Origin of the sequence: Haloarcula rubripromontorii (genome assembly GCF_001280425.1) — an archaeon.
Lineage (GTDB): Archaea > Halobacteriota > Halobacteria > Halobacteriales > Haloarculaceae > Haloarcula > Haloarcula rubripromontorii.
The window spans coordinates 110230-133773 of sequence record NZ_LIUF01000002.1; the positions used below are offsets into that span (position 1 = coordinate 110230).

26 protein-coding genes are annotated in these 23544 nt (G+C 64.6%); 13 read left to right on the plus strand and 13 right to left on the minus strand.

The annotated features are described in order from the left end of the window. Complete coding sequence (locus tag AMS69_RS05800; protein WP_053967143.1) at nt 1-1065, minus strand: type II glyceraldehyde-3-phosphate dehydrogenase; 1065 nt, start codon at nt 1063-1065, stop codon at nt 1-3. A gap of 192 nt (nt 1066-1257) precedes the next feature. On the opposite strand from AMS69_RS05800, the gene AMS69_RS05805 reads away from it, so the two are divergent. After that, on the plus strand, nt 1258-2217 hold the full coding sequence (locus tag AMS69_RS05805) for an aminopeptidase (RefSeq protein WP_053967144.1): 960 nt from the start codon (nt 1258-1260) through the stop codon (nt 2215-2217). 121 nt (nt 2218-2338) lie between these two features. Here AMS69_RS05805 and AMS69_RS05810 read toward each other — a convergent pair whose 3' ends face one another. Then, a complete protein-coding gene (locus AMS69_RS05810) occupies nt 2339-2755 on the minus strand; it encodes a DUF1648 domain-containing protein (RefSeq protein ID WP_053967145.1) in 417 nt (138 codons plus the stop codon). Between the two features lie 110 nt (nt 2756-2865). On the opposite strand from AMS69_RS05810, the gene AMS69_RS05815 reads away from it, so the two are divergent. The 3 genes from AMS69_RS05815 (at nt 2866) to AMS69_RS05825 (ending at nt 4937) form a co-directional block, all read left to right on the plus strand. Then, entirely contained in the window at nt 2866-3519 is a 654-nt protein-coding gene (locus tag AMS69_RS05815) for an HVO_0476 family zinc finger protein (protein ID WP_053967146.1), read from the plus strand. A gap of 1 nt (nt 3520) precedes the next feature. Then, nucleotides 3521-4144 carry a protein-L-isoaspartate(D-aspartate) O-methyltransferase gene (locus AMS69_RS05820; protein WP_053967147.1) on the plus strand — a complete coding sequence of 208 codons (624 nt, stop codon included), beginning with the start codon at nt 3521-3523 and terminating at the stop codon, nt 4142-4144. A gap of 61 nt (nt 4145-4205) precedes the next feature. Next, nucleotides 4206-4937: a protein-L-isoaspartate O-methyltransferase family protein gene (locus AMS69_RS05825; RefSeq protein WP_053967148.1), complete on the plus strand. Its 732-nt coding sequence runs from the start codon at nt 4206-4208 to the stop codon at nt 4935-4937. Here AMS69_RS05825 and AMS69_RS05830 read toward each other — a convergent pair. Further along, a complete protein-coding gene (locus AMS69_RS05830) occupies nt 4934-5380 on the minus strand; it encodes a DUF7382 domain-containing protein (RefSeq protein WP_053967149.1) in 447 nt (148 codons plus the stop codon). The genes AMS69_RS05825 and AMS69_RS05830 overlap by 4 nt on opposite strands. 75 nt (nt 5381-5455) lie before the next feature. Here AMS69_RS05830 and AMS69_RS05835 point away from each other — a divergent pair, with 75 nt between their 5' ends. After that, entirely contained in the window at nt 5456-6520 is a 1065-nt protein-coding gene (locus AMS69_RS05835) for an ATP-binding protein (RefSeq protein ID WP_053967150.1), read from the plus strand. A 12-nt stretch (nt 6521-6532) separates the two neighbouring features. Here the strand turns inward: AMS69_RS05835 and crcB are convergent, their stop codons facing one another. The 3 genes from crcB to AMS69_RS05850 are packed head-to-tail and all read right to left on the minus strand — an operon-like array spanning nt 6533 to nt 7625. Then, nucleotides 6533-6892, minus strand: coding sequence for a fluoride efflux transporter CrcB (crcB, locus tag AMS69_RS05840; RefSeq protein WP_053967151.1), 360 nt, complete (start codon nt 6890-6892; stop codon nt 6533-6535). Continuing rightward, the gene (locus AMS69_RS05845; RefSeq protein WP_053967152.1) at nt 6892-7275 is read right to left on the minus strand and encodes a fluoride efflux transporter FluC; all 384 of its coding nucleotides are present in this window, start codon (nt 7273-7275) and stop codon (nt 6892-6894) included. The genes crcB and AMS69_RS05845 overlap by 1 nt, the downstream gene beginning before the upstream one ends. 2 nt (nt 7276-7277) lie before the next feature. Further along, entirely contained in the window at nt 7278-7625 is a 348-nt protein-coding gene (locus AMS69_RS05850) for a hypothetical protein (RefSeq protein ID WP_008307758.1), read from the minus strand. Between the two features lie 305 nt (nt 7626-7930). Between AMS69_RS05850 and AMS69_RS05855 the strand changes: the two genes are divergently transcribed. The 4 genes from AMS69_RS05855 (at nt 7931) to AMS69_RS05870 (ending at nt 13243) form a co-directional block, all read left to right on the plus strand. Then, nucleotides 7931-9892, plus strand: coding sequence for an archaea-specific SMC-related protein (locus tag AMS69_RS05855; protein WP_053967153.1), 1962 nt, complete (start codon nt 7931-7933; stop codon nt 9890-9892). 44 nt (nt 9893-9936) lie between these two features. Further along, nucleotides 9937-10554: a rod-determining factor RdfA gene (rdfA, locus tag AMS69_RS05860; protein ID WP_053967154.1), complete on the plus strand. Its 618-nt coding sequence runs from the start codon at nt 9937-9939 to the stop codon at nt 10552-10554. Between the two features lie 216 nt (nt 10555-10770). Further along, a complete protein-coding gene (locus AMS69_RS05865) occupies nt 10771-11874 on the plus strand; it encodes an aminotransferase class V-fold PLP-dependent enzyme (protein WP_053967155.1) in 1104 nt (367 codons plus the stop codon). A gap of 73 nt (nt 11875-11947) precedes the next feature. After that, on the plus strand, nt 11948-13243 hold the full coding sequence (locus AMS69_RS05870) for an NUDIX domain-containing protein (protein WP_053967156.1): 1296 nt from the start codon (nt 11948-11950) through the stop codon (nt 13241-13243). 24 nt (nt 13244-13267) lie between these two features. On the opposite strand, the gene AMS69_RS05875 is transcribed toward AMS69_RS05870, so the two are convergent. Beyond that, the gene (locus AMS69_RS05875) at nt 13268-14014 is read right to left on the minus strand and encodes an MBL fold metallo-hydrolase (protein WP_053967157.1); all 747 of its coding nucleotides are present in this window, start codon (nt 14012-14014) and stop codon (nt 13268-13270) included. A gap of 97 nt (nt 14015-14111) precedes the next feature. On the opposite strand from AMS69_RS05875, the gene AMS69_RS05880 reads away from it, so the two are divergent. Together AMS69_RS05880 and AMS69_RS05885 are read left to right on the plus strand one after the other, a co-directional pair. Beyond that, nucleotides 14112-15248, plus strand: a complete 1137-nt coding sequence (locus AMS69_RS05880) for a site-2 protease family protein (RefSeq protein ID WP_053967158.1) — start codon at nt 14112-14114, stop codon at nt 15246-15248. 110 nt (nt 15249-15358) lie between these two features. After that, nucleotides 15359-16213, plus strand: coding sequence for a ZIP family metal transporter (locus AMS69_RS05885; protein WP_053967839.1), 855 nt, complete (start codon nt 15359-15361; stop codon nt 16211-16213). A gap of 14 nt (nt 16214-16227) precedes the next feature. Here AMS69_RS05885 and AMS69_RS05890 read toward each other — a convergent pair whose 3' ends face one another. From AMS69_RS05890 to AMS69_RS05910, 5 genes are all read right to left on the minus strand, one after another. Continuing rightward, the gene (locus tag AMS69_RS05890; RefSeq protein WP_004590819.1) at nt 16228-16527 is read right to left on the minus strand and encodes a CPCC family cysteine-rich protein; all 300 of its coding nucleotides are present in this window, start codon (nt 16525-16527) and stop codon (nt 16228-16230) included. A gap of 68 nt (nt 16528-16595) precedes the next feature. Further along, nucleotides 16596-16880, minus strand: a complete 285-nt coding sequence (locus AMS69_RS05895; RefSeq protein ID WP_004515308.1) for a DUF6360 family protein — start codon at nt 16878-16880, stop codon at nt 16596-16598. A 34-nt stretch (nt 16881-16914) separates the two neighbouring features. Further along, on the minus strand, nt 16915-18075 hold the full coding sequence (locus AMS69_RS05900; protein ID WP_053967159.1) for a nicotinate phosphoribosyltransferase: 1161 nt from the start codon (nt 18073-18075) through the stop codon (nt 16915-16917). Nucleotides 18076-18137: 62 nt separating this feature from the next. Then, complete coding sequence (locus AMS69_RS05905) at nt 18138-19496, minus strand: Hvo_1808 family surface protein (protein WP_053967160.1); 1359 nt, start codon at nt 19494-19496, stop codon at nt 18138-18140. Then, complete coding sequence (locus AMS69_RS05910) at nt 19489-20946, minus strand: Hvo_1808 family surface protein (protein WP_053967161.1); 1458 nt, start codon at nt 20944-20946, stop codon at nt 19489-19491. The genes AMS69_RS05905 and AMS69_RS05910 overlap by 8 nt, the downstream gene beginning before the upstream one ends. 145 nt (nt 20947-21091) lie before the next feature. On the opposite strand from AMS69_RS05910, the gene AMS69_RS05915 reads away from it, so the two are divergent. After that, nucleotides 21092-21664, plus strand: coding sequence for a cysteine hydrolase family protein (locus AMS69_RS05915; RefSeq protein WP_053967162.1), 573 nt, complete (start codon nt 21092-21094; stop codon nt 21662-21664). Between the two features lie 105 nt (nt 21665-21769). Here AMS69_RS05915 and AMS69_RS05920 read toward each other — a convergent pair whose 3' ends face one another. Beyond that, on the minus strand, nt 21770-22624 hold the full coding sequence (locus tag AMS69_RS05920) for a hypothetical protein (RefSeq protein WP_053967163.1): 855 nt from the start codon (nt 22622-22624) through the stop codon (nt 21770-21772). Nucleotides 22625-22851: 227 nt separating this feature from the next. Between AMS69_RS05920 and AMS69_RS05925 the strand changes: the two genes are divergently transcribed. Continuing rightward, a complete protein-coding gene (locus AMS69_RS05925) occupies nt 22852-23535 on the plus strand; it encodes a lipoate--protein ligase family protein (protein ID WP_053967164.1) in 684 nt (227 codons plus the stop codon). The last annotated feature ends 9 nt before the right edge of the window (nt 23536-23544 follow it).

Below are 23544 nucleotides of genomic sequence, written 5' to 3' on the forward strand. Positions count from 1 at the left end.
TCAGTCGTCGGCGTGACTGTCGACGCGCTGTGGGCTGCCGTCGTGTTCGACGAGGCCGCGACCGACACCGAGCGCTTCGTCGGTGCGTCGGATGCTCTTCTCGGCGCTTGCGGTCCGTTCGGAGAGCGCGCGAATGGCGTCGATGTTCTCCGGCACGACATCGGCTTCCTGGTGGATGGCCTGGAACAGGTAGAGGTCCCGGCCTTCGACCGTGATGGATTCGGCCCAGATACAGTTTTCCCACACGTCACCGCGCGGGCGACCAGCGTCGCGGGTGTACTCCTTGAGCTTCCCTGCACCGTCGATACCAAGCGTCTCAGGAATGAGGAACAGCCGCGATTCGTCAGTCAGCAGTGACGTGACCTCCTCTGTCGTTGGCTCGCTTTCCAGCGTGACATTGACACTGTGAGTGTGCATCTGCGTTGTCGGGACCTTCATTCCCATCGTGTCGATGTCGAGGTCGGGAAAAATCGTCTGGACGTCAGGACCGTGGTGGGAGGGGATTTCGACGGGGTCGGGAAGTGTGTCGTTGATCGGGCCGCGCCCGGTCTGGCCCGGATCAGCACCGCGCCGGACCAGTGTCACACGTGATTTCTCAACGCCGTATGATTCCTTGAGCGGTGCGAGGAGGCGTGACAGGCCTGTTGTATTGCAGGAGACGACGCGGGCCGTGTCAGCCCCGACCGCATTTTCGTAGTTTGCGCGAGCATTGAAACTCACATCTGCCACAGCAGCGTCCTCCCCACCCTGGAAGATGGCTGGCGTGTCGTGTTCGGCATACAGCGATGCGTTAGCCGCGCCGACGCCACTTGGCGTGGTGTCGACGATCACGTCGCTCGTTTCAATGAGGTCATGGACCGTACCGGCCGTCGCGAGATCGGCTTCATCGAACGGTTCGCGGCCGTCCGCGGCATAGAGGTCGTAGCCGCGGTCGTCTGCGATAGTTGCCTCGAAGTTCGGCGAGCGCTTTGCGACGCCCGCTACTGTCATATCTGGCTGGACACGCACCGCGTCAGCGACGCGTTTCCCGATGGTGCCGAAGCCGTTGATGCCCACGTGGAGCATGTACGCACATACCTCCGGGGAGAGTATATTCTTTGTGATTAATATACGGAGAAATTAACTCAGATAGTTGTACCTCTGGATATTGTGAACTTTTAGCACGAATTATCAGAAAACACCGAGATGTGGCGTGTTTCCATGCAATACGCCGACAGTCTATCAAGAGTTATTCAGGCGGAGTACGCAGTCAGTTGTATGGACAACTCGTCGCTCCGCGCGCCCGCCGAGACTGCCGTCAAACAGTGCCTGAACCTCCAGTCCGACGAATCGTGTGCGGTTGTCACTGACGACCAGCGGAAATCAATCGGCGAAGCGCTGTATCGCGTCGCCACAGAGATTACCGACGACTCCGTTTTCGTTCGCTACCCGCCGGGCGAACAACACGGTGCGGAGCCGCCCGCGCCGGTCGCTGGCGCGATGGCAACCGCCGATGTCGTGCTCGCCCCGACGACCAAGAGCCTGAGCCACACCGAGGCCCGGACCGACGCCAACGAGGCCGGTGCTCGCGTTGCGACCCTGCCCGGGATTAGCGAGGGCGTGTTCCTCATGGGGTTAGACGCCGACTACCACCGCATCGAACAGCACTGCGAGGATGTGCTGGCACAGGTGAAAGACGCCGATGAAATCCGGGTCACCTCGCCACAGGGTACCGACATCACGTTCGGCATCGGCGCTCGCGAGTGGCATATGGACACTGGCATCGTCCACGAGCCCGGCGAGATGTCGAACCTCCCTGCCGGTGAAGTGTTCCTCGCCCCGGAGACGGCCGACGGCACATTCGTCGTCGACGGGACGATGCGCCCCCACGGCAAACTCGACGGGAAGCGCCTCACCTTCGAGGTCGAGGACGGCTACGTCACGGATATCGACGACCCCGACATCCGCGCGCAGGTCGAGGACGCCGCCGATGAGGTCGGACGGGACGCCTACAACCTCGCCGAGCTCGGTATCGGCACGAACGTCGCTGTGACCGAACTCGTCGGCTCCGTCCTGTTAGACGAGAAGGCCGGCGGGACGGTCCATATCGCTATCGGCGACGACCACGCGATGGGCGGGGACGTCCATGCGCCGATTCACCTGGACGGGATTCTGACGGAACCGACCGTGTATGCAGATGGGGAGGTTATAGACCTCCCAGAAACGAACGGCGACTGACGGGAGCCGTGAGGACGGCGAGGAAGCGGAACTTCCTCGCGTTGAGTACGAGGCCAGAACGGTTCTGCGACAAACAGAAATAGAAGCGTGGGTCGCCCATGCCGACCGCTGGTAGTTTCTGCTACCCGTGTGCATATTCCGTCTTCACAGCGTACCCGACGACGAAAGCCGCCCAGACGAGCGATCCGACGAGGACGAGGTCGAACGGGACCGGGTAGCCGAGGTTCCACGCGAGTACGAGCCCGTGTATCGCCCCCATGAACGCCATCGTTGCGACGGTGACGGTGGCCGCTACGTGCGGCACGTCCGGCGGGTCGTAGCGGAACGTCCACTTTAGCACGACGAGCGTAGCGATCATCAGTGCCGGCATAAGAACGACACCGACCGGCTTCGAAACGTAGTTATCGGGCCTGCCCGACGCGGAGAAGTGAATCGCGACTTCGGCGGGGAGGCGAGACCAGACCGCCACGCCGGCCAGGGCTGTCAGGGCGATGATGACACCGCTTACGATGTCGGCACGGCTCTGTTGGCGCGCCATACCCGTCGTTTGATCCGGCGGCGCAAGAAAGGCAGCGTGACTATGCGAGACAGAACCACGAGCAGCGCCGTGGCGACGACCATTTACGGGAGCGCAGTCAACGCCTGCATATGACAGACGCTACACCGGGCGACCGCATCGCCCTCCCGTGTCCGGCCTGCTCGCCGGACCTGGAAACGGTTCACGAGGTGCTGAAGCCGGGCGGCCACGTGACGGTTCGCTGTACGGACTGTGACCACGTCCACAAGGAACAACTGCCGGAGGAGGAGACACTAGAGCGAAGCGTCGTCGTCTCACAGGACGGGGACTCCTTCACCGCGGAGGTCGACGTGCCAGCCGAAGAAGAACTGTCCGTCGGCGAGGAGTTCCTGCTGGAGACCGAAGAGGCCGTCGTGACCGCGCGCATCACCAGTTTAGAGACCGCGGACGGCCGCGAAGACGAGGCGGCCGCCGAGGACGTCGAGACCATCTGGTCGCGGGCCGTCGGCAACGTCTCGGTCAACGTCACGATGCACCCGAAAGACGGCACGCACGACGAGACCGAGAGCTTCAAACTCCACGTCCCCGGCGACTACGAGTTCGTCGTCGGCGAAACCGAAGCGTTCGGTGAGGAGGAGTTCACCGTTGAGGGGATTCACGTCCGCGACGACGCCCACGGCTACGACCACGAGAACATGGACCACGACGGTGACATGGGCATCGCGAAGGACATCAACCGGCTGTACGTCAGGGACGAGTCGACCACGGCGTGGTCTGCGTGGTAGGATGGCGGACTGGGACCGGCAGCGGTCGCGGCTGTCTGACCGTCTCCGAGAGCGGGTCGTCGACGAGGACGTTCTCGCGGCGATAGCGTCGGTTCCGCGCCACCTGTTCGTCCCGGACGACAAGCGACACGCTGCCTACGCCGACCGCCCGCTCCCGATCGGGTCGGGTCAGACGATTTCTGCGCCACACATGGTCGCAATCATGGCTGAGATACTCGACCTGTCTCCCGGAGACCAGGTGCTTGAGATCGGCACTGGGTGTGGCTACCACGCCGCGGTGACTGCTGAACTGGTCGGCCCCGAGAACGTCTACAGCGTGGAGTACCATGCGCCGCTCGCCGACGACGCACGGGAAACGCTAGATGCGACCGGCTACGGCGAGGTTTCGGTTCGAGCCGGCGACGGCAAGCAGGGGTGGCCAGAACACGCGCCTTATGACCGGACGTATCTGACCTGTGCCGCGCCGGAGTTCCCCGCCCCGCTCGTCGACCAGACCCGCGACAGCGGTGTCCTCCTGGCCCCGCTCGGCGACGGACAACAGCGCCTTATCCGGGCGGAGAAACAGGCTGACGGCACAGTTAATCGCGTCGACCACGGCGGGGTTCGATTCGTCCCGCTCCAGTAGCGGTTTCGACAGACGTGGCCGTTGTCGCGCCATTGATATAGCTCTGGCCGAATATAGTGGTATGGACCCGGCGGTACTGCGGGACGACATGGTCGACAGCCTGCAACACGACAGCAAGGGTGTCGTCCGGAGCGCGTGGCTGTCGACAGCGATGCGCGCCGTCCCCCGCGAGGCCTTCGTCGGCGAGCAACAGGCCTACTCCGACCGCCCCTTCGAGCGCCTTGGAACGCGCGTCCTCTCGCCCAGCACCGCCGGCCGAGTACTCGAAACTCTGTCACCTGCGGAAGACGACGATGTGCTCGTGGTCGGTGCTGGTGTCGGCTACACGGCCGCAGTGCTGGCAGAACACGTCGGCGCAGCGAACGTGCATGCAATAGATATCACGCGCCGCCTCGTGATTGAAGCCCGGCAGAACTTGGCAGAAGCAGGCTACGAAGCCGTCCTCGTCGACCGCCGCGACGGGGCCGACGGACTGCCCGAATACGCTCCGTACGACCGGATTCTTCTGGAAGCCGCCGCAATCGACCCGCCCAGGGCGCTCCTCAAGCAACTGACCGACGACGGGCGGCTGGTGATGCCGCTGGGAACCGGCGAGCAGTCGCTGGCCGTCGTCGACGCCGACGGGTCGGTCGAGCGACACGGCACCGTCGCCTTCCAGCCGATGCTCGTCGAGGGTGAGCAGGCCGACACCGTCGAGCGCAACCGGACCCACCGCGAGGACCGCGAACACGCCCGGCGGGCGGCCCAGTCTCGCGCCGGCTGGGAGCAGGAGTGGATCGACTGGGACGGCTAGGGCGACTTGACGACGAGCAGGTCGGTGTTCGAGCGAGCGTCCTTGTAGCTGCTTCCCGCCGGCGGTTTCACCTCGAACGTGACCGTGCCGTCCTGTTGATTCGGCCCGAGCGACGGCGACAGCGAGAGAGTCGCGTTCCCTTCACCACCTGTCTCGCCGGTCTTGACTGACGAGAGCGTCGCCGTCCCGCTCTTGGCGACGACCGTTGCGCCGGAGACGGGAGACCCCTTCGAGTCGACGACAGTGACAACGATGTCCTGTGACCCCGGATTCGCCACTTCCGGGTGTGGCTCAACGTCGACTTCCGTCACTTGTAGCGTCTCGATTCCCGAAATAGTGCTCATCATCACGGAGAGGCAGGCGACGCCGACCACCAGCGCGATAACGAGGCGAATCGGCAGTCCTTCGATAGCACGCTCGTCGCGCCACAGCGAATCTGACATGGACTGGTGTGGTTCCGAACTCGTATTTGAACCCTCGGACGAACGTTCAAATACCGGAACGGGGCAACCGCCGGCATGGTCGTTCTCGGACGCGAGGAAGCGACGGGGCCAACGACACGGCTGGGCCACTATCGGGCCCGCGACGGGAGCCGCGGTGCTGAAGTCGATCTCGATGTCGACCGGCCACACGTCGGCCTCGTCGTTGGCAAACGCGGGTCGGGGAAGACGTACACGCTCGGTGTCCTCGCCGAGGGATTGGTTGCTGCTGAGGGGGTCGCCCCGGTCGTCATCGACCCGATGGGGGCGTTCACGCCGCTCGGAACTGCGGATGTGCCTGCGACGGTCATGCATCCCAGCGTTCGTGCGGACGCGCTCGACCCGCGTCAGTGGTGTACGGTGCTCGGCCTCGACCCCGAACAGGGGCCGGGAGCACTTGTGTGGCGAGCGGCGGCCGAGTGCGCAACCCTCGATGGGATGCGCTCGTGGGTGGCCGACGCGGATGCGGCGGCGGGGACTACCCGCTCGGCAGCGAACTATCTCGCGCTCGCCGCATCATGGGATATCTTCGATGCTGCGGGTATCGAGACGGGAACGCTGTGCAGCGATAGCCTGACTGTGCTCGATATGTCGGGACTCGCCGCTCGACCAGCCGGTGCGGTTCTCGCCGCTGTCGCGACTTCGCTGTACGACGCTCGGATGGCCGAACAGACGTGCCGACTGCCGTGGCTGCTGGTCGACGAAGCCCACGCGTTTACCGACGGCGTTGCTCGGCGTCCGCTCCGCCGTCTCGTCACGCGAGGCCGTCAGCCCGGTGTGAGTTGTGTGCTGGCGACACAGCGACCCAGCGCCGTGCCGGCGACGACCGTCTCTCAGACCGACTTGCTCGTCGCCCACCGACTGACGAGTGCGGCTGACATCGACGCACTGCAGGCCGCCCAGCCGACGTATCTCGACGGCGATTTCGCGGCCCGGCTCCCGGAGACGACCGGTGACGCGCTCGTCGTCGACGACGGCACCGAATCCGTCCATCACGTGACCGTCCGCGAGCGGCGGACACCCCACGGTGGCGGGACCCCGCGGGCAAGCGACCTCGACGCAGACAGAGAGCAGGAATGCTCTGTGGCACGTGCTGAAAAATGACGACTCTATGAGTCACACGACCTGCACGAGGCCCCAGGCCAGCCCGATTGCGGCCAGCGCACAGACGAGGTTGCCGACGGCGTTGAGAGCGGCCAGCGCCACGTGGCCGTCCTCCCACAATCGAACCGTTGCGACCGAAAACGAGGAAAACGTCGTGAACGACCCGCACGCGCCGACGCCGACCAGTAATGCCGCGTCACCGGTCACACCGGCGAACGTGACCAGTCCCAAAACGAAGCTCCCGATGACGTTCACGGTAAATGTCCCGAGCGGGAACGTCTCTTGTTTGACGGCCCCTGCCAGATAGTGGCGACAGAGTGCCCCGAGTGCCCCACCGGTCCCGACCAGATGCGCCGGTTCGATAGCGACCATCAGCGCTCACCTCCGGTGACCAGCCGGACGGTTTCACGGCCGACAAGGACGCCGGCAAACCCCAACGCGTAGCTCCCAACGACGTTCGCAACAGCCCACTCGGGTGTCAATACTGTCTCCACCGCGAACGTGCTGTAGGTGGTAAACGAAGAGATGAAGCCGGTCGAAGCGGCCAGTTTCGTTTCGCTGGCCAGCGCACCGACCTGCAGCCCTTCGTACACGAGTACACCGAGTGCGAAACTGCCACAGACGTTGACCAGCAGCGTCCCCTGTAGTCCCGGAAAAAAGAGGCCGACGAAGTACCGAAGGTTCGAACCGGCGAACCCTCCGAGGCCTACGAGAACGATAGTTTCGACCGTTACCAGCGGGTGGGTATCCGCCATCGCTACTCTCCGAGTATCTCCGCCAGCCGTGCTTCACCGAGTGTGTCGACGAGCTGTGCGAGTTCGATAACTCGCTCTTCGCCGAGCGCATCCACGAGTTCACGGATCTCTGCCGGGTCGAACGTCCGGGCGACGTAGCCGAGATTCTCTACCATTCGCGTGGTCCGGTCGAGTGTTTCTTCATCGGGGCGCAATGTCAACGGCCGATTAGTGAACTTCCCGTTTTCGTTGAAGTAGCAGAACCGTAACTCGGCGGTGTCGCTGTCATCCGGATCGACGATCTGCAAGACGCCGTACCCACTGTCCCACTCGTCCAGTTCGACCTCAAGTAGCGTTTCGTAGCGGGTCACAGGACTTGCTTCTAAACACGTAGACTTATAGATTGGCATATCGAGAACGAAAACAAGCGATATAAATTACCAATCACAACAAAACAGCAATCAAGCGAGAACAGGACGCACTTCCTCGGCGATAACGCTGTACCGGAATAATATTGGTACAGGTGTTATTCCGGAACGGTTGTCGGCGTATCGACAGTCTGGTGTATCCCATCGTGTCGAGCCTTCCGCTGTAACCCGTCACCAGAGACGCCAGTGGCTAAAATGGTTTTCGGCAATGAAATTATTTTTATATCCGCTCCAACTACGGCAGAGCAATGCCAGAATCAAAACAGGGATATAGTGTCGCCCATTTCGAGGTCACCAATATCGGTGGGATCGATGAGACAGCAGTCGATATTCCGCCGGGCGTGACGGTCCTGACGGGGAAGAACGCCACAAACCGGACGTCGTTTCTACAGTCTATTATGGCGGCGATGGGGAGTACGCAGGCCACGCTGAAAGGCGACGCCGACGAGGGGCGCGTTGCCCTCACGTACGGCGATGAAGTGTACGAACGGACGCTCACGCGAGCGGGGGACGCTGTCCAGTTTGACGGTGAGGGATACCTTGACGATCCAGCGGTCGCCGACCTGTTCGCGTTCCTCCTCGAAACCAACGAGGCGCGCCGGTCAGTTGCCCGCGGCGACGATCTCCGCGAAATCATCATGCGGCCGGTCGACATCGACGCGATCCGTTCGGAAGTCGAACAACTGGAAGCGGAGAAAGGCGAGATCAACGACGAGCTTGCCACGGTTGAATCCCGCCAGCGTGACCTTCCGGACCTCGAACAGCGCCGGACCGAACTCCGCGAGCAGATTGAGGAGAAACGCGAGAAACTCGCCGAGCGCGAGGAGGAGATAGACAACAGCAGCCGGGATATCGAGGAGAGCCGTCAGGAACAGGATGTCCTCGAAGAGAAACTCGACGAACTCCGCTCGACGCGGTCAGACCTCGAATCTGTCCGGCGTGATATCGAGGCACAGGAGGAGAGTATCTCCTCGCTGAAACGCGAACGATCCGATCTCGAAGACGAGCTGGACGAACTACCGGAGACGCCGATGGGCGACCAGCAGCACCTCGAAGACGAAATCGCAAGCCTGCGTGACCAGCGCCAGCGGCTGAACAGCGAGATATCCGATCTTCAGAGCCTGATCCAGTACAACGAGGAACGGCTCGAAGAGGAAGACTACGACGTCATCCAGTCGCTTGAAGACGCGCCCGAAGGCTCCGGCGGCGCGGTGACAGAGCAACTCCTCGAAAGCGAGGACGAGGAATCCGTCGTCTGCTGGACGTGCGGCTCGACGGTCGACCGGGAGCAGATCGAAGATACTGTCGACCGCCTGCAGGACCTCCGCCGGGGGAAAGTCGAGGATCTCAACGACATCAAGTCGGAACTCGACGATCTCAAAACCGACCAGCGCGAAGCCGAAAAGAAGCAGCGCCGCCGCGAGAACGTCGAACGGAAGATACAGGAGACCGAAACGGAGATCGAACGCCGCGAGGAGCAGATCTCCTCGTTGAAGGACCGGCGCGAGGAACTGACTGCGGACGTCGAGTCACTGGAAGACGAGGTCGACAACCTCGAATCCGAGGACTTCGACGAGATCCTCGCGCTACACCGGGAGGCGAACCAGCTCGAGTTCGAGATCGACAGTCTGGAGTCCGACCTCGATGACGTGTCCGCTGAGATTGAGGAGATCGAGGAGCTGGTCAATCGGGCCGACGACCTCCGTGAGGAGCGCGACGCCCTCGTCGAGGAACTCACCGACAAGCGGACGAAAATCGACCAGATCGAAGCCAACGCCGTCGACCAGTTCAACGAGCACATGGACGCCATTCTCGGTATCCTGGAGTACGAGAACCTCGAACGAATCTGGATCGAACGCATCGAGCAAACCGTCCGTGAGGGGCGACAGAAGGTCGACAGAACGGTGTTTGAGCTCCACATCGTTCGAACCACCGAGAACGGCGCGGCTTACGAGGACACCATCGAACACCTCAGCGAGAGCGAGCGTGAGGTGACCGGCCTCATCTTCGCCCTCGCGGGCTATCTGGTGCATGACCTCCACGAGAGCGTTCCGTTCATGCTGCTTGACTCGCTGGAAGCCATCGACTCGGCGCGGATCGCCGAACTCGTCGAGTACTTCGCTGACTACGCCGAGCATCTCGTCGTGGCCCTCCTACCGGAGGATGCGCAGGCGCTGGACGACGACTTCAACCGCATCACCTCGATCTAACCCCGTAGTCTTTTAGTTCCGGTTACCGTACGTGGGACCAACAGATGGCGAATACGACAGACGGCCGGCCGTCGAGCAAGGTCGCTCGACTTATCGACGAGTACGAACTTGATGGACTCGGTGCGGAGATGGAGGCTCGCTGGACGGGTGACGGTGAAGAGCGGATGAGTCTCCGTGATCTCGCGGAGTTTTTCAACAAGCGCCTCCTCGAACGTGAACTGGTCGATGCGGGCCTGAGCGCGCTTGAAAGTGACGTGGAATCGACCTACGAGAACCTCACTGGTGACGACATCAGCACGGGCGTTCGGACTGATACCGTCAACCGACTCGAACGCAACGGTGTCGATGTCGACCGTCTCGAAACCGATTTCATCACCTACCAGGCCATCCGGTCGTATCTGAAGGAATGGCGCGGCGCGGAGTATCAGGGGCTGTCCGACGACGAGAAGATCGAAAAGGACCTCGAAAGCATTCAGCGACTCCTGACCCGAACGCTGTCGGTCACCGACCAGCGTATCGAGAAACTGCGCGATACGGGCCGCATCGACATCGAGGACTTCGAGGTATTTCTGGACGCGCAGGTGCTGTGCCAGTCCTGTGGCAGCCAGTACGCCGTCGCGGAGTTCTTCGACCAGGGCGGCTGTGCGTGTCAGCAGGACTGAGCGCCACTTCGGACTCTCTCTGAATTCGCGGAGGCATCCGCAACGACATTGAATTAGTAGAACAACCGATAGCGGTTGTGGAATCCAACGAAACAAACGATTTGAGGATACCGGGCTGCCGTAGAATGGAACCGTACTGCCGTCCCGGGAATCCGCCGTCGTAGCTGCCTGCTGAGTCACACAGGGCTGAAGACATCGGGGGCCATTGGAACGGACATGGACCCAGGCGACCTCCGAGCGTCGATTCCGGCACTCGAACGGTGTACGTATTTCAACACAGGGGCAAGCGGGCCGACGCCGCGCCCAGTGGTCGACGCTGCGACGGCGTTTCTCGAACGTCACGCTTTCGACGCGCCTGCGGCTGAGGGACCCTATACAGTTGCGTGGGACGCTATCGCGGCGGCCCGCGACGTCGTTGCCGGCCATATCGGGACCGACGCCGCCAACGTCGCGTTCACTCGCAGTACCGCCGACGGGGTCAACATGGTCGCGGGGGCCATAGACTGGCAACCCGGCGACGTGGTAGTCCGGACCGACCTCGAACACCCGGCCTGTACGCTCCCCTGGGACCGGCTGGCCGACACCCACGATGTCGAGGTCCGGCTGCTGGAGACCGACGGCGGGCGGCTCGACATGGCAGCCGTGAACGATGTCGTGGCCGACGCCAGGCTCGTGGCGCTGAGTTCGCTCACCTGGACCCACGGGACAAGACTCCCGGTTTCGGCCGTCGTCGACGCGGCCCACGACGCCGGCGCGCAGGTGCTCGTCGACGCCGTCCAGTCCGTCGGGCAACATCCCGTTGACGTGACCGAATGGGGCGCGGACTTCGTGACCGCGGCGGGGCACAAGTGGTTGCTGGGCGTCTGGGGAGGCGGGTTCCTCTACGTCGACCCGGATGCGTATGACCGACTCCACCAGACCCGCATTGGCTATCGAAGCGTCGAAGACCCCGGCGCTGACGGATACGACTACCACGAGGGTGCGCGCCGCTTCGAGGTCGGCACCACCTCGCCGGTTCCCTACGTCGCGCTCGCACATGCCATCGAAACGGTCGAGGCCGTCGGGTTCGACACGATTCAGCCCCGCGTCGAACGGCTGACCGACCGGCTCAAGGACGGGCTCGGCGACCGACTGCTGAGTCCCCGCGACTACGAGTCGGGACTCGTGACGTTCACTGCTGATGACCCCGAGGCGACCGTCGAGCGACTCGCGGCTGAGGGTATCATCATCAGGTCGCTCCCCCATCCCGAGGCGCTCCGGGCGTCCGTCCACGCGTTCAATACGGCCGACGACATCGACCGCCTGCTCGACGCGCTATAGCCTTTACAGCGTCCTGCTGTGACTGGCGTTACAGCCCCGGAGTTTCTTGCCCTGACCGGCCGTTCCTCCTCGCATGGAGACACGCCCCGTCCTGACGTGCTTCCTGCGCAGCGAAGGCGAGGTGCTGCTGTTGCGCCGGAGCGGTGCGGTCGGCTCGTATCGGGGCCAGTGGGGCGGTATGGCAGGACACGTTGCCGACGATGCCGGGCGGGACCGGGACCCGGAGACAGCCGCCCGGGCCGAAATCGATGAGGAGACCGGGCTGGCCGACGCGGTGACGCTTGTCCGGCAGGGCGACTCGTTTCAGGTCACAGACGCCGACCATGGGGTCCGCTGGCAGGTCCACCCGTTTCTGTTCGACTGCGAGGCCCGCACAGTCACGACGAACGAGGAGACGACCGAGACCGCGTGGGTCCACCCGCCTGAAATCCTGATCCGTGAGACGGTCCCGCGGCTGTGGACCGCCTGGGACCGTGTTCGGCCGCGAGTGGCGACCGTTCGCGAGGACCGGACTCACGGCTCGGCGTGGCTGTCACTCCGGGCGCTGGAGGTGCTACGCGACGAAGCCGCCCTGGCTGACGCCGGACGGAGCGACGACCTAGAGACGGCCGAGCGGGACGGCGACGACTGGGACGCGCTCGCCGCGCTCGCCGCCGAAATCCGCGAGGCCCGCCCCTCGATGGTCGTCGTCGCCAACCGGGTCAACCGAGCGATGGCCGCCGTCACCGCCGAGTCGCCGATGGCCGTCGAACAGGCTGCGACAGAGACACTGAACCACGCGGTGACCGCCGACCGCGTGGCCGCCGCTGTCGCCGCCGAAAAAGTCGGCGACCGCCTTGCCACGCTGTCTCGGTCCGGGACAGTCCGCGCAGTGGTCGACGCCACTGCTCCCGAGGCCGTACTCATCGCCGAGTCACGGCCCGGCAGTGAAGGCGTCGGCGTCGCAGAGACACTCGCTGATAGCACTGCTGTGACACTGACAACCGACGCGGCCTTCGGCCACGGATTGGATGCGTGGAGCGCCGACACGCTCGTCGTCGGGGCCGACCGCGTCTTCCCAGACGGTCGCGTGGTCAACAAAGTCGGGACCCGGTCGGCGGCCCTGTCGGCGGCCGCCGCGGAGACGGACTGCTACGCGGTGTGTGCAACGGACAAGATCGCGCCACGCGCTACGTGGGACAGCGAGGAGCGAGAGCCACAGGGGATGTACGACGGCGACGCCGACATCGCCGTATTGAATCCGACTTTCGACGTGACGCCGGCGTCGGCAGTGACGGTCGTCACCGAACGCGGCGTTCTGGAGACGAGCGATATTGAAAAGATCGCTGACGCCCACCAAGACCGGAGTGAGTGGGCCGAGCGGCGGTGATATCCGAGAGCTGCAGGCGCTGGCTCATTGCTCGTCTAGCACGACTGGAACGCCGGCTTCGGCCACGTCGGCGGCGAACTCACGGGAGTCGGCTTCGAGGTTAGAGAAGGTGTTGTAGTGGACAGGCATCACGAGGTCCGGGTCGATGGTTGCGGCAAGGGAAGCGGCCTCGTGGCGGTCCATCGTCGCCCGCGGGCCGATGGGTGGACACAGCAGCGAGACTTCGAGCGTCCGGTGGCCGGGCAGCACGTCTGAATCCCCCGGATAGAAGGCTCTGGTCCCCTCGACGGCGATCATGAAGCCACAGCCAAAGCCCTCCGGGTGGTACGGGCTGCCATCTGGCCGCGTATGTGGGCCGTCCGGTTCGTTGTACGCCGGCGTCGACCATATCGGCACGTCCCCGACTGTCGTCTGTGATTTCATCCCGACTTCGACAACGTCGTAGGGCAGCGAGGACAGCGGCGGGAGGTCCCGGTCGCCGACACGCTCATCGATCCCCTCGTAGGCGACGATTGTCGCGTCCTCGCTCGCGACGCGCTCGATACCGTCCGGGTCGTAGTGGTGGACGTGAGTCACACAGACAACGTCGCCGTCTTCTGCGCGGTAGTCGCTGCTCGGTGGATGACCGATTCCGTCCGTGTGGGGTTCCCACTCGCCGGTGAGGACGCCGTACCGGCCCGGGTCGACGTACACCACCGTGTCGTCGCCGGCGAACCGGAGCGTCGCGTACCCCAGCCAGTCGACGGTCAGCCCGTCGTGTCGAACTGTCATTGACCGTCGGTACGCGCTACACCCTGAATAAGTCCGCTACTCGTCGGCGTCGGTCCCCGGCAGAAGATATACCCGACCGGTGCCCGTCTGCTCGCCTGTGCGAAACTTCCACATCACGACGGTCTGGGGGATTCCGATACGGGTCAACATCTCGTTGCTGGTCTTTTTGCCGGTGCTGGCCTGGATTATCGGCAGCGGGGCGCAGATAGCGGTGTACGCGGGCATCGTGAGTGCCCTGTCGGGCGTGTCGCTCGACCTCACGGTCCTGACCGCGGGCCAGACCCCATGGCTCATCGGGACCGCCGCGGCCGTCGGCCTGTTCGCCAGCGTCGCCCTCCACGAACTGGGCCACGCATGGGCAGCGATGCGCTACGGCCTCCGGGTCGAGTCGATTACGCTCTGGATTCTCGGCGGTCTCGCCAACCTCGAAGCTATGCCCAAAGAGTGGAACCGGGAACTCGTCATCGCGCTGGCCGGCCCGGCGGTGAGTATTCTGACCGGGCTTGCCTGCTACGCCGCACTGTTTGCCCTGCCCGCGAGCGCGCAGGTGACGCTGTTCGTTATCGGCTGGCTAGCCGTCACGAACATCTTTCTCGCCGTGTTCAACATGCTGCCGGCCTTCCCGATGGACGGCGGCCGCGTGCTCCGGGCACTGCTCGCACGAAAGCGGCCGTATGCGACGGCGACCCGAATCGCCGCTCGGATCGGGACCGGGTTCGCCGTGCTGTTCGCCGTCATCGGCGTCCTCTCGTTCAGCCCGCTGTTGCTGCTACTCGCGCTGTTCGTCTACGGTGCTGCATCGAGTGAATCCCGTACCGTCGCGCTGGCAGCGCTGCTTGAGGGGCTGACCGTCGATGACGTGGCCAGCCCGCTCGACGCAACTATCGAGGCCGACGCAACCGTCGAGGACCTCGTCGACCGGATGTTCGCTGATCGGCGGACCGAGTTCGCTGTCACGCGCGGCGGCGACGTGATTGGCGTCGTCACAGTCGGCGATTTCAGGACACTCTCGAAGACCGAACGCGAAGCCGACACCGTCGCCGACCTGATGGACACCGACCTGCCGCGATTTGCCTCGGAGACGGCAGCCTTCGATGCGCTCGTCGAACTCGACACCGCCAGAGCCACTGCCGCATTCGTCGACGGCCCCGAGGGAACCCGTGTTGTCTCCCGCGAAGACTTTGCCAGTGCGATGGAGATGCGGCGGCTCGTCGGCTCGCCGGAACCGTTCTAGCAGCGGGGCTGAGTCGCTGAGGCGTTTTCGAACAGCCAGATCGAACTGGTCCGCCACTCCCGCGCTAACGGTCGGTACACCCAAGAGGTGGCGACGTGCACTACTGGACAATGCAATCCGGGTTCGTCGACCTGTTCGTCGACCTCGTCGGCACCGACCCGCTGATAAACGGCCTCGTTGGCGGGCTCATCATCGCGACGATGAATCTCTTCGGCGCGTCGCTCGTGCTGGTCTGGCGTGACCCTTCTGAGCGGGCGCTGGACACGGCGCTTGGGTTCGCCGCCGGCGTGATGCTGGCCGCCGCGTTCACGAGCCTCATCATCCCCGGCATCGAGCAGTATTCGGACGGAAACCCGGTTCCGACGCTCGTCGGCGTGGGCCTGGGAGCGCTGTTCCTCGACCGGGCCGACGGGCTCGTCCCACACGCCCATTACCTGCTGACCGGCAGCCGTCGGTCGGACGCGGCAAACCCCAGTCAGACCCTCCCGGTCGACGAGTCGAAACTGACGGGCGTCATCCTGTTCATCCTCGCGATTACGCTCCACAACATCCCGGAAGGGCTGGCCGTCGGTGTCGGCTTCGGCGCGGCCGCCGGCGACCCGCTCCAGATCGGGAGCGCGCTCTCGTTGATGCTCGCTATCGGTATCCAGAACATCCCCGAGGGACTGGCCGTCTCTGTCGCGGCAATCAACGCGGGTCTGGATCGTCGGCTCTATGCCGTCTTCTCGGGAATTCGCTCCGGCGCCGTGGAAATCCCGCTCGCAGTACTCGGCGCTGTCGCCGTCGTGACCATCGAACCGCTCCTGCCCTATGCAATGGGCTTTGCGGCGGGCGCGATGCTGTTCGTGATTTCCGACGAGATAATCCCCGAGACGCACCAGCGCGGCTACGAGCGGGTTGCGACGCTCGGACTGATGGCCGGCGTCATCGTCATGCTGTATCTGGACATCGCGCTCGCTGCGTGAGCCAGCAGCCAGCGTTACTCTTCGTAGGGCCAGTTCGGGTCACGGTCGAGGTCTGTCGGCTCCTCGCAGTCACCGGCTTCGTCAGGGGAACACGCCCCGTGTTCGCGGAAGTTCTCCCGCGCTTCCGTGAGTGACACGTGATTCGTATCGCTGACGAACTCCGCGTCGCCGAACTGAATGGGGTCGTCGAGCCAGTGACACACCGGACACATCTCGTATGACCCGGGTCGGCCCTCCGGGAGTGTCTGGTAGCCACAGCACGGGCAATAGCCCAGTTCCCGTGCGGCTGGATTACCGGGCGTCTCGGTTGACATATTTCGTGGTATGTGTCTTCACACCATAGAATTATCGAACCGCGATGCATGACTATCGCCGTGACGGACTACTCCGACTGTGCGTCCTCGACTTTCTCCGCGTACTCCTCCAGTTCGGCGGCCAGTTCGCGGGCCTGGGCCGCCGACAGCGTCACCGAGTCAGCGTGTGGCTTCACCGCGTCGAGGTCGGTGTTGTCCATCTCCAGCTGGAGTTCGACATGGTCCGGGTTCTTCCGCGGCGCGGTCACGTTCAGGACGGCCAGGGCCTCCTCCTCGAAGCCGTGACCCTCTACCTCACCGTCGAGCAGGTCAAAGGTCGTGTACGCGTTGACCTTCATGATGCGGTCGACCATACGCCGCGTAGGCGGGCCGGCGACTTAACGCCCGTTACTCGTCCCCGACGCCCTCGTAACCCACCCGTTCGGCGTCGTCCGCCGCGCGGTCGACAGCGGCATCGAGGTCGAACTCCCGGACGACGTCGCCGTCCCGAATCAGCGGCTCCATGAGCGAGTCGGCCCCGGCCGGCCCCTCGCGCTCGGCCAGTCCGAGGTGGTGGCCGCCGTCGGCGGTCCGGTACACCGACTTCTTCCCGGTGAGCTTCCCGCGCTTGGCCGCCGGCTCGCCGTCCACCTCGACGATGTCTAGCGCGAAGTCCAGCGGGTCGGCGTTGGCGACGTAGCTCCCGACGCCGAAGCCGTCGGCCACGTCCCGAAGCTCACGGAGCGTCGTCGGGGTCAGTCCCCCGGAGAGGAACAGGTCCACGTCCTCGTGGCCGTAGGCGTCCAGCGTCCAGCGGACTTCGCGGACGATGTGCCGGAAGTCGCCGCGGCGGGAGCCGGTCGTGTCCAGTCGGACGCCGGCAAGGTCGTCGATGGCTTCGGCCGCCCGCAGCGCCTCGTCGGCCTCGTCGCTGTAGGTGTCCGTCAGCGCGATGCGGGGCGTCTCCTCGGGGACGGCCTCGTCGAAGGCTTGCCACGCCGCCTCCTGATTGCCCCGGCCGAAGCATATCATCAGCGCGTGGGGCATCGTCCCGCCGGCATTCCGGCCGATGACCTCCCCCGCGGCGACGTTCGAGATGCCGTCGAGCCCGCCCAGAAGCGCCGCCCGCTCGACCATCGCGCCGATGGAGGGGTGAACGTGGCGCGAGCCAAAGGAGAGTACTGTCGACTCCGGCGCGGCGTGGCGGGCTTCTAACGCCCGCGTCGCGATGCCTGTCGGATGCGAGAGAAACCCAAGGAGCGCGGTCTCCAGCCGACAGAACTCCCGATAGGACCCCTCGATTCGCATTACCGGGCCACCGTCGAACAGTTGGCCCTCCGGAAGCGCGTCGGCGTCGACGCTTCGGCCCTCCAGTAGCCGGGCGGCGTCTTTCAGCCCCGCCAGCAGCTTCCACCGACCTGTCGCGAACTGGTTTGCCGTCACCTCGGCGACCACGTCCGGGTTCTTGCCCGCGTGCTCCAGCGCTTCCATCGTCCGGTCGAAGTAGGCGTCGGTCGCCCGCCCCTCGCGAATCGCCTCCGGAGAGACGATGTCGAACTCCTCGGTCATTGTCCCGTGTTCGGCCGGGCGAGGGAAAAAGCGGTCCGGTCGACGGTCGCGGGACAGCGCTCTCAGCGCGCCGGGTCGTGTATCTCGCTCAGGTCGCCGACCGCCGGTCCGTTGACGATGCGGACGGTCTCCCCCGACCGGACCACGCGGAAGGCGTCGTTGAACTGCGATTCGTCGGGGACGACGTAGACGTTCTCGCGGGGCTGGCTGGCGCCGTGTTCCTCTGTCAGCGCCGCTCGGTAGGCCCGTTCGAACTCCCTCGCGTCTTCCTCGGTATCCCAGCGCGTCTCCCAGACGTAGCCGTAGCCGCCCGAGCCGTTGCGGTAGGGCACGACGAGGTCACCGCCCCAGCCCGCCGAAATCTCGCTCTCGTAGCTGTAGCGGTCGCCATCCACCTGCCCGTTGTGGTACATCATCGCATAAACCGAGGTCTCTCCGACTGTGTCGCCGACCGGGTCGTGGTCGAAGCGGCTCCACTCGTCGGACGAGCGGTCCGCGACGCTGACGTTTACTGGCTTTTCGTCGGGATATTTCTCCGGGTGGAGTACCTGCTCGGTGCTATCCGGGAAATCGTCGTGCAGCGCGTCGACAGCGCTCCAACCGCCGTCCGAGCGCATTTGATCGACGAACCGCGGCCCGGTGACGTAGGGCTGATAGAGGACGGTGAACAGCCCCTCGTTGTAGCTCGGCGACTGGTTCCCGCCGTCCCCGTCATCGCTGCCTCCCCCGCTGTTCGTGCGATCAGGGAGCGCGATGCAGCCCCAGCCGTCGCCACAGCGGCGCTCGTAGAGGATTCGGACGTAGTTGGCCTCGCCCTCGGTGACACCCTGCCGTGACAGCTGTGTGTCCTGCGTCTTTGCGGACCCGTTCAGCCCGAAGTGCTGGTCCTGCAGGGCATGAACGAGTTCGTGTGAGAGCGTCCGCCGGTCGATCTGTGGCGTCTCCGTCGGGCTGACGATGACGATCTCGTCGCGACTCGGCGAGTAGTAGCCCTGAACCGTCGTCGACAGCGTGTTGTCGATCTCCTCGCTGCTGCCCGAGTCCTCGCCGATGAGCAGGAGCGCCTCCCACACCTGGTCGTTCCAGGGGTCCTGTGGACGGCTGCTGCCGCCGCTGCCGTTGCCCCCCGAGCGATTCTGGTACTCGGCTCGGGAGATAACCGAAACCGGGACCGACTGCTTGAACTCCAAGTCGCGGACCTGCTCGACGCGGGCCATCGTCCGGGCGACGACAGCCGCTCGCTCGCTCTCGTTCAGTCCGTCGTCGGTCGTCACCGACACCGGGTCGTCGTACCAGTACCCGTTCTCGTAGCCGATGGCGTCTTGCCCGGTTGGCGTCTCGGGGTGGTCGCTGCCGCCGAAGGAGGGGACCGTACAGCCCGCAAGCACGACCGCCAACACGACGAACAGTTCCTTACGCATCGTGGACCTCGCCCAGTTCGTCGGCTGTCGGTGCGTTCACGACGGTGACGGTCTGCCCGTCGACCCTGACCGAAACAGCGTCGGTGTAGGGGCTGTCTTCCGCTATTATCCAGTGGCCCTCGGCGGTTCGAGTGCCGCCCCAGTGAGCGATGACTGCCGTCCAGGCGTCGGCGAACTCCCGAGCGTCGGCCTCGCTGGCCCAGGTCGTTTTCCAGACGTAAGCCGTCTCGTCGCCGCTCTCGTAGACGTGCATCCGGCCGCCCTGCCAGCCGTCGGTCGCTGGCAGGTCGTAGTTGTACGGATCGTCGCTGTCCAGCGATCCGTCTTCGTAGTTGATGACGTCCCGCGTCTGGACGACGCTCGACTCGTTGTAGTCATCGGCGATGGTGTACGCCATCGACCCCGCAATGGCTGAGGGACCAACGACGGCGTAGTCGGGACGGTCGCGGTCAGTCGAGGGTCTGACCCGCTCCCAGTCGTCGCTGGAGCGGTCCGCAAGCGAGACTGACTCGGGTTCCCACTCGGGGTAGCGCTCGGGGTATGTCACTTCGGCGGCCCCGTCGGGATAGTTGTTGTATGCGTCGTTGACGGCGCCCCAATCGCCGCGCTCTCGAAGGTCACCGATCAGTCCGGGCCCGTCGCTGTAGGGGAAATACTGCATGAAGTTGATGCCGAAGTGGCGGTCGCCACCGCCACCGCCGCTCTGAGCAGGCCTGTCGATACAGCGCCATGCCTCGCCACAGCGGTCGGTGTAGGCCTGGGTGACGGCGACGGCGTCGCCTTCGACCACGCCGTTCCGACCCTGCACCTGATCCCGCGTCCGTGCGTCACTTTCGAGGCCGAACTGCTGGTCCTGCAGGGCGTGGACGAGTTCGTGGGCCAGCGTGCCCCGGCTAATCGTTGGCGTTTCGGAGTCGCTGACGATGACGATTTCACCGCGCTGGCTGCTGTAGTAGCCCAGCACGCTCTCGCCGCGGTTGCTGTTCTGGACGGCGATGGAATCGCGGTCCTCGCCGATGAAAAACAGCGCCTCGAACTTCACGTTGTCAAACCGGCGCAGCGAATCGCCGGTCTCGCCGCCGCCCGTGCTGTTGCGGTACTCGGCCCGCGAGACGACGGAGACCGGGACTGTCTCCTCGAACTCCAGCCCGCGAATCCGCTCGACGCGGGCCATCGTTCGTGCGACGACGGCGTCCCGCTCCGTCTCGTTCAGTCCGTCCTCGGTTGTTACCGACAGCGATTCGTTGTACCAGTAGCCGTTCTCGTAGCCCAGCCGGTCCGTCGCAGGCGCTTTCGGGGCGGAGTCGTTGCTCCCGTAGTCAGTCGCGGGTTCGCTCGGCGTCAGATCGACGTTGCTCGACTCCGTCTCTGGCGACGCGGTGGGTGCCTGACACCCCGCAAGTAACAGCACAACGGCACAGAGAACGACGAGGGCGAAAGGGCGGCGCATCTACTTCCACGGTAGGTCACCACAGTGAAAAGTCACACGCTCACCGTGAGTACATTCGTCGGGCAGACCGATTTTTGTGTCTGTTTCCGCCGTCCGAACTACCGCCAGAGTAACTTTCGTAGTCGCGCCCCGCCAAAGCTCCCGCATGGAACTCGACCCAGCGCAGACCGCTCTGGTCGTCGTTGACATGCAGAACGGCTTCTGTCACCCCGACGGAAGCCTCTACGCACCGGACAGCGAAGCAGCTATCGCGCCCTGTACCGACCTCGTCGACCGTGCCCGCGACGCCGGCGCGAAGATTGTGTTCACCCGCGACGTGCATCCGCCCGACCAGTTCGAGGACACCCACTACTACGACGAGTTTGACCGGTGGGGCGAACACGTCGTCGAAGATTCGTGGGAAGCCGAACTCGTCGAGGAACTCGACCCACAGGACGAGGATCTGGTCGTCGTCAAGCACACTTACGACGCCTTCTACCAGACGGAACTGGAGGGCTGGCTCGACGCCCACGGCGTGAAGGACCTAGTTATCTGTGGCACGCTCGCGAACGTCTGTGTGCTCCACACCGCCTCCAGTGCCGGCCTTCGCGACTACCGACCAGTGCTTGTCGAGGACGCCGTCGGCTACATCGAGGACGAACACCGCGAGTACGCACTGGACCACGCCGAGTGGCTGTTCGGCGAACTGACTGACAGCGACGCCCTCACGTTCGCCTGACGGATGGGCGGGGACCCAGTTCGCGGCGATAGCGGCGAGGTCGGGGACGGTCCCGAGTACGACCTGAATTTCCGCAAACACCCGGAGCGCTACGGGGAGTCGTAGCTACGTGGCGTCGTCACCGGTCGTATCCTGCTCGATAGTCACCTGCACCTTCTCGCCGACGACGAGGTCGATGTCCTCGCCGACGAGTTTCGCGCCGAAACGCTTGCGGCCACAGAACAGTGCGATACCTGTTATTGGTTCGCCGTTTGCCAGTACGGTCAGGTCGTCCCATGCGACTGTGCGACCGTCGGCTGTCCCGAGACGCGCTCCGGCGATAGCGGCGACCGCTGTCCCGTCCCCGGACAGCAACCCCCCGCCCGAGTAGTGTGGCAAACCGCCGTCGAGGACGCCCGAATCGTCGCCGTCGACATCGTTGGCGATGCCAGCGAAGGAGTCACCGGGTGCTGGATGGACCGGCTCGTCGAGTCGGACCCACGTCTCGCCGCCCTCGACGACAGTGCCCGTCCCGTCCCATGACAGCGGCGTCACGTCGACAGCCACGTCGACCGGCAGTGACCCCGATGCCCGATAGGGGTTCGTGTCGGGAGCACGGAAGCCGAGATGGATGTGGTTCGGAACCCACGGCGCGAAAAAGCCCGCCCGGACCAGCTCCCCGAGGTCGTCCCCTACGGCGACCGTTTCGCCGGCCTCGACAGTGGGGTCGACGTGCAGTAGCCGCGCCACAGTGTCGCCAGTATCGACCAGAATGAGGTGGTCGTGTTCGGCGGCGTAGGCCTTCGGCGGGGCCTGCACTGTTTTCGTATCCAGAACCTCACCGGCGACCGGTGACGGCGCGCGCTCGCCGTCGGGATAGAGGTCGATGGCACACCCCTCGTCGTGGGCGTCGAACGGCGAGTTGTACAGGGAAAACCGGTAGTACTGAAAGAGTACGTCTCGCGGTATCGTGACGGCCATCGACGGCGATTAGCGATGTATCACTATGGCTCTGTCGTCCGAGGATTCAAAACCCATGCCGGGACCACCGCTTCGCGTGCGCTGACGACCGCCGCGGCGGGGGCAGCGGGTGTGCGACACGTCCCGCCGCGACGACCACGTGTCGCCTGTTCGCTATCCGCCCCGCGAGAGATTCGTCTACTGAACTGGCAGACCGTTTTAATCCCGAGGGTCCGTATAGTCTGCCTATGCGTCTGCTACGGGGCCGCGCCGCCGACCCCGAAACCGACTTCGAGCGGACCCGCGAGATGGCCGAGACGGTCGCTGAAGACCGCGAACCAGCCCTGCGAGCCTGGCGACCGCACAGACAGGTCGCGTTCGGCCGCCGTGACGCGAACAGCGACGGCTACGACCGAGCGTGCCGGGCTGCTCGCGACCGGGGGTACACCGTCATTGAGCGCGCCGTGGGGGGCCGCGCCGTCGCATACACCGGATCGACTGTTTCGTTCTCCCTCGCCGTCCCGACCGATGACCCGCGAGGGAGTATCGACGACCGCTACGAGTGGGCCAAAGCCGCTGTAAAACGTGCCCTCGACGACTGCGGTATCACTGCTCGGACCGGGGAACCGGACGCTGCGTTCTGTCCGGGGAGCCACTCGCTTCAGGCCGACGGCAAAATAGCCGGGCTCGCCCAGCGCGTCCACCAGTCCGTCGCCGTTATCGGCGGCGTCGTCGTCGTTCGGGACCACGAGGCCATCGCCGGGGTGCTGGCCCCAGTCTACGAGACACTCGATGTCCGGTTCGACACACAGAGCGTCGGGAGTGTCGCCGACGCTGGAGGGACCGACGACCCTGGCCGAGTCATCGCGGCGCTGGAGCAGTCACTGGCTGACGGCCGTGACGTGTCGGTGCGCACCATCCGAGAGACTTAGGGGCGCGCC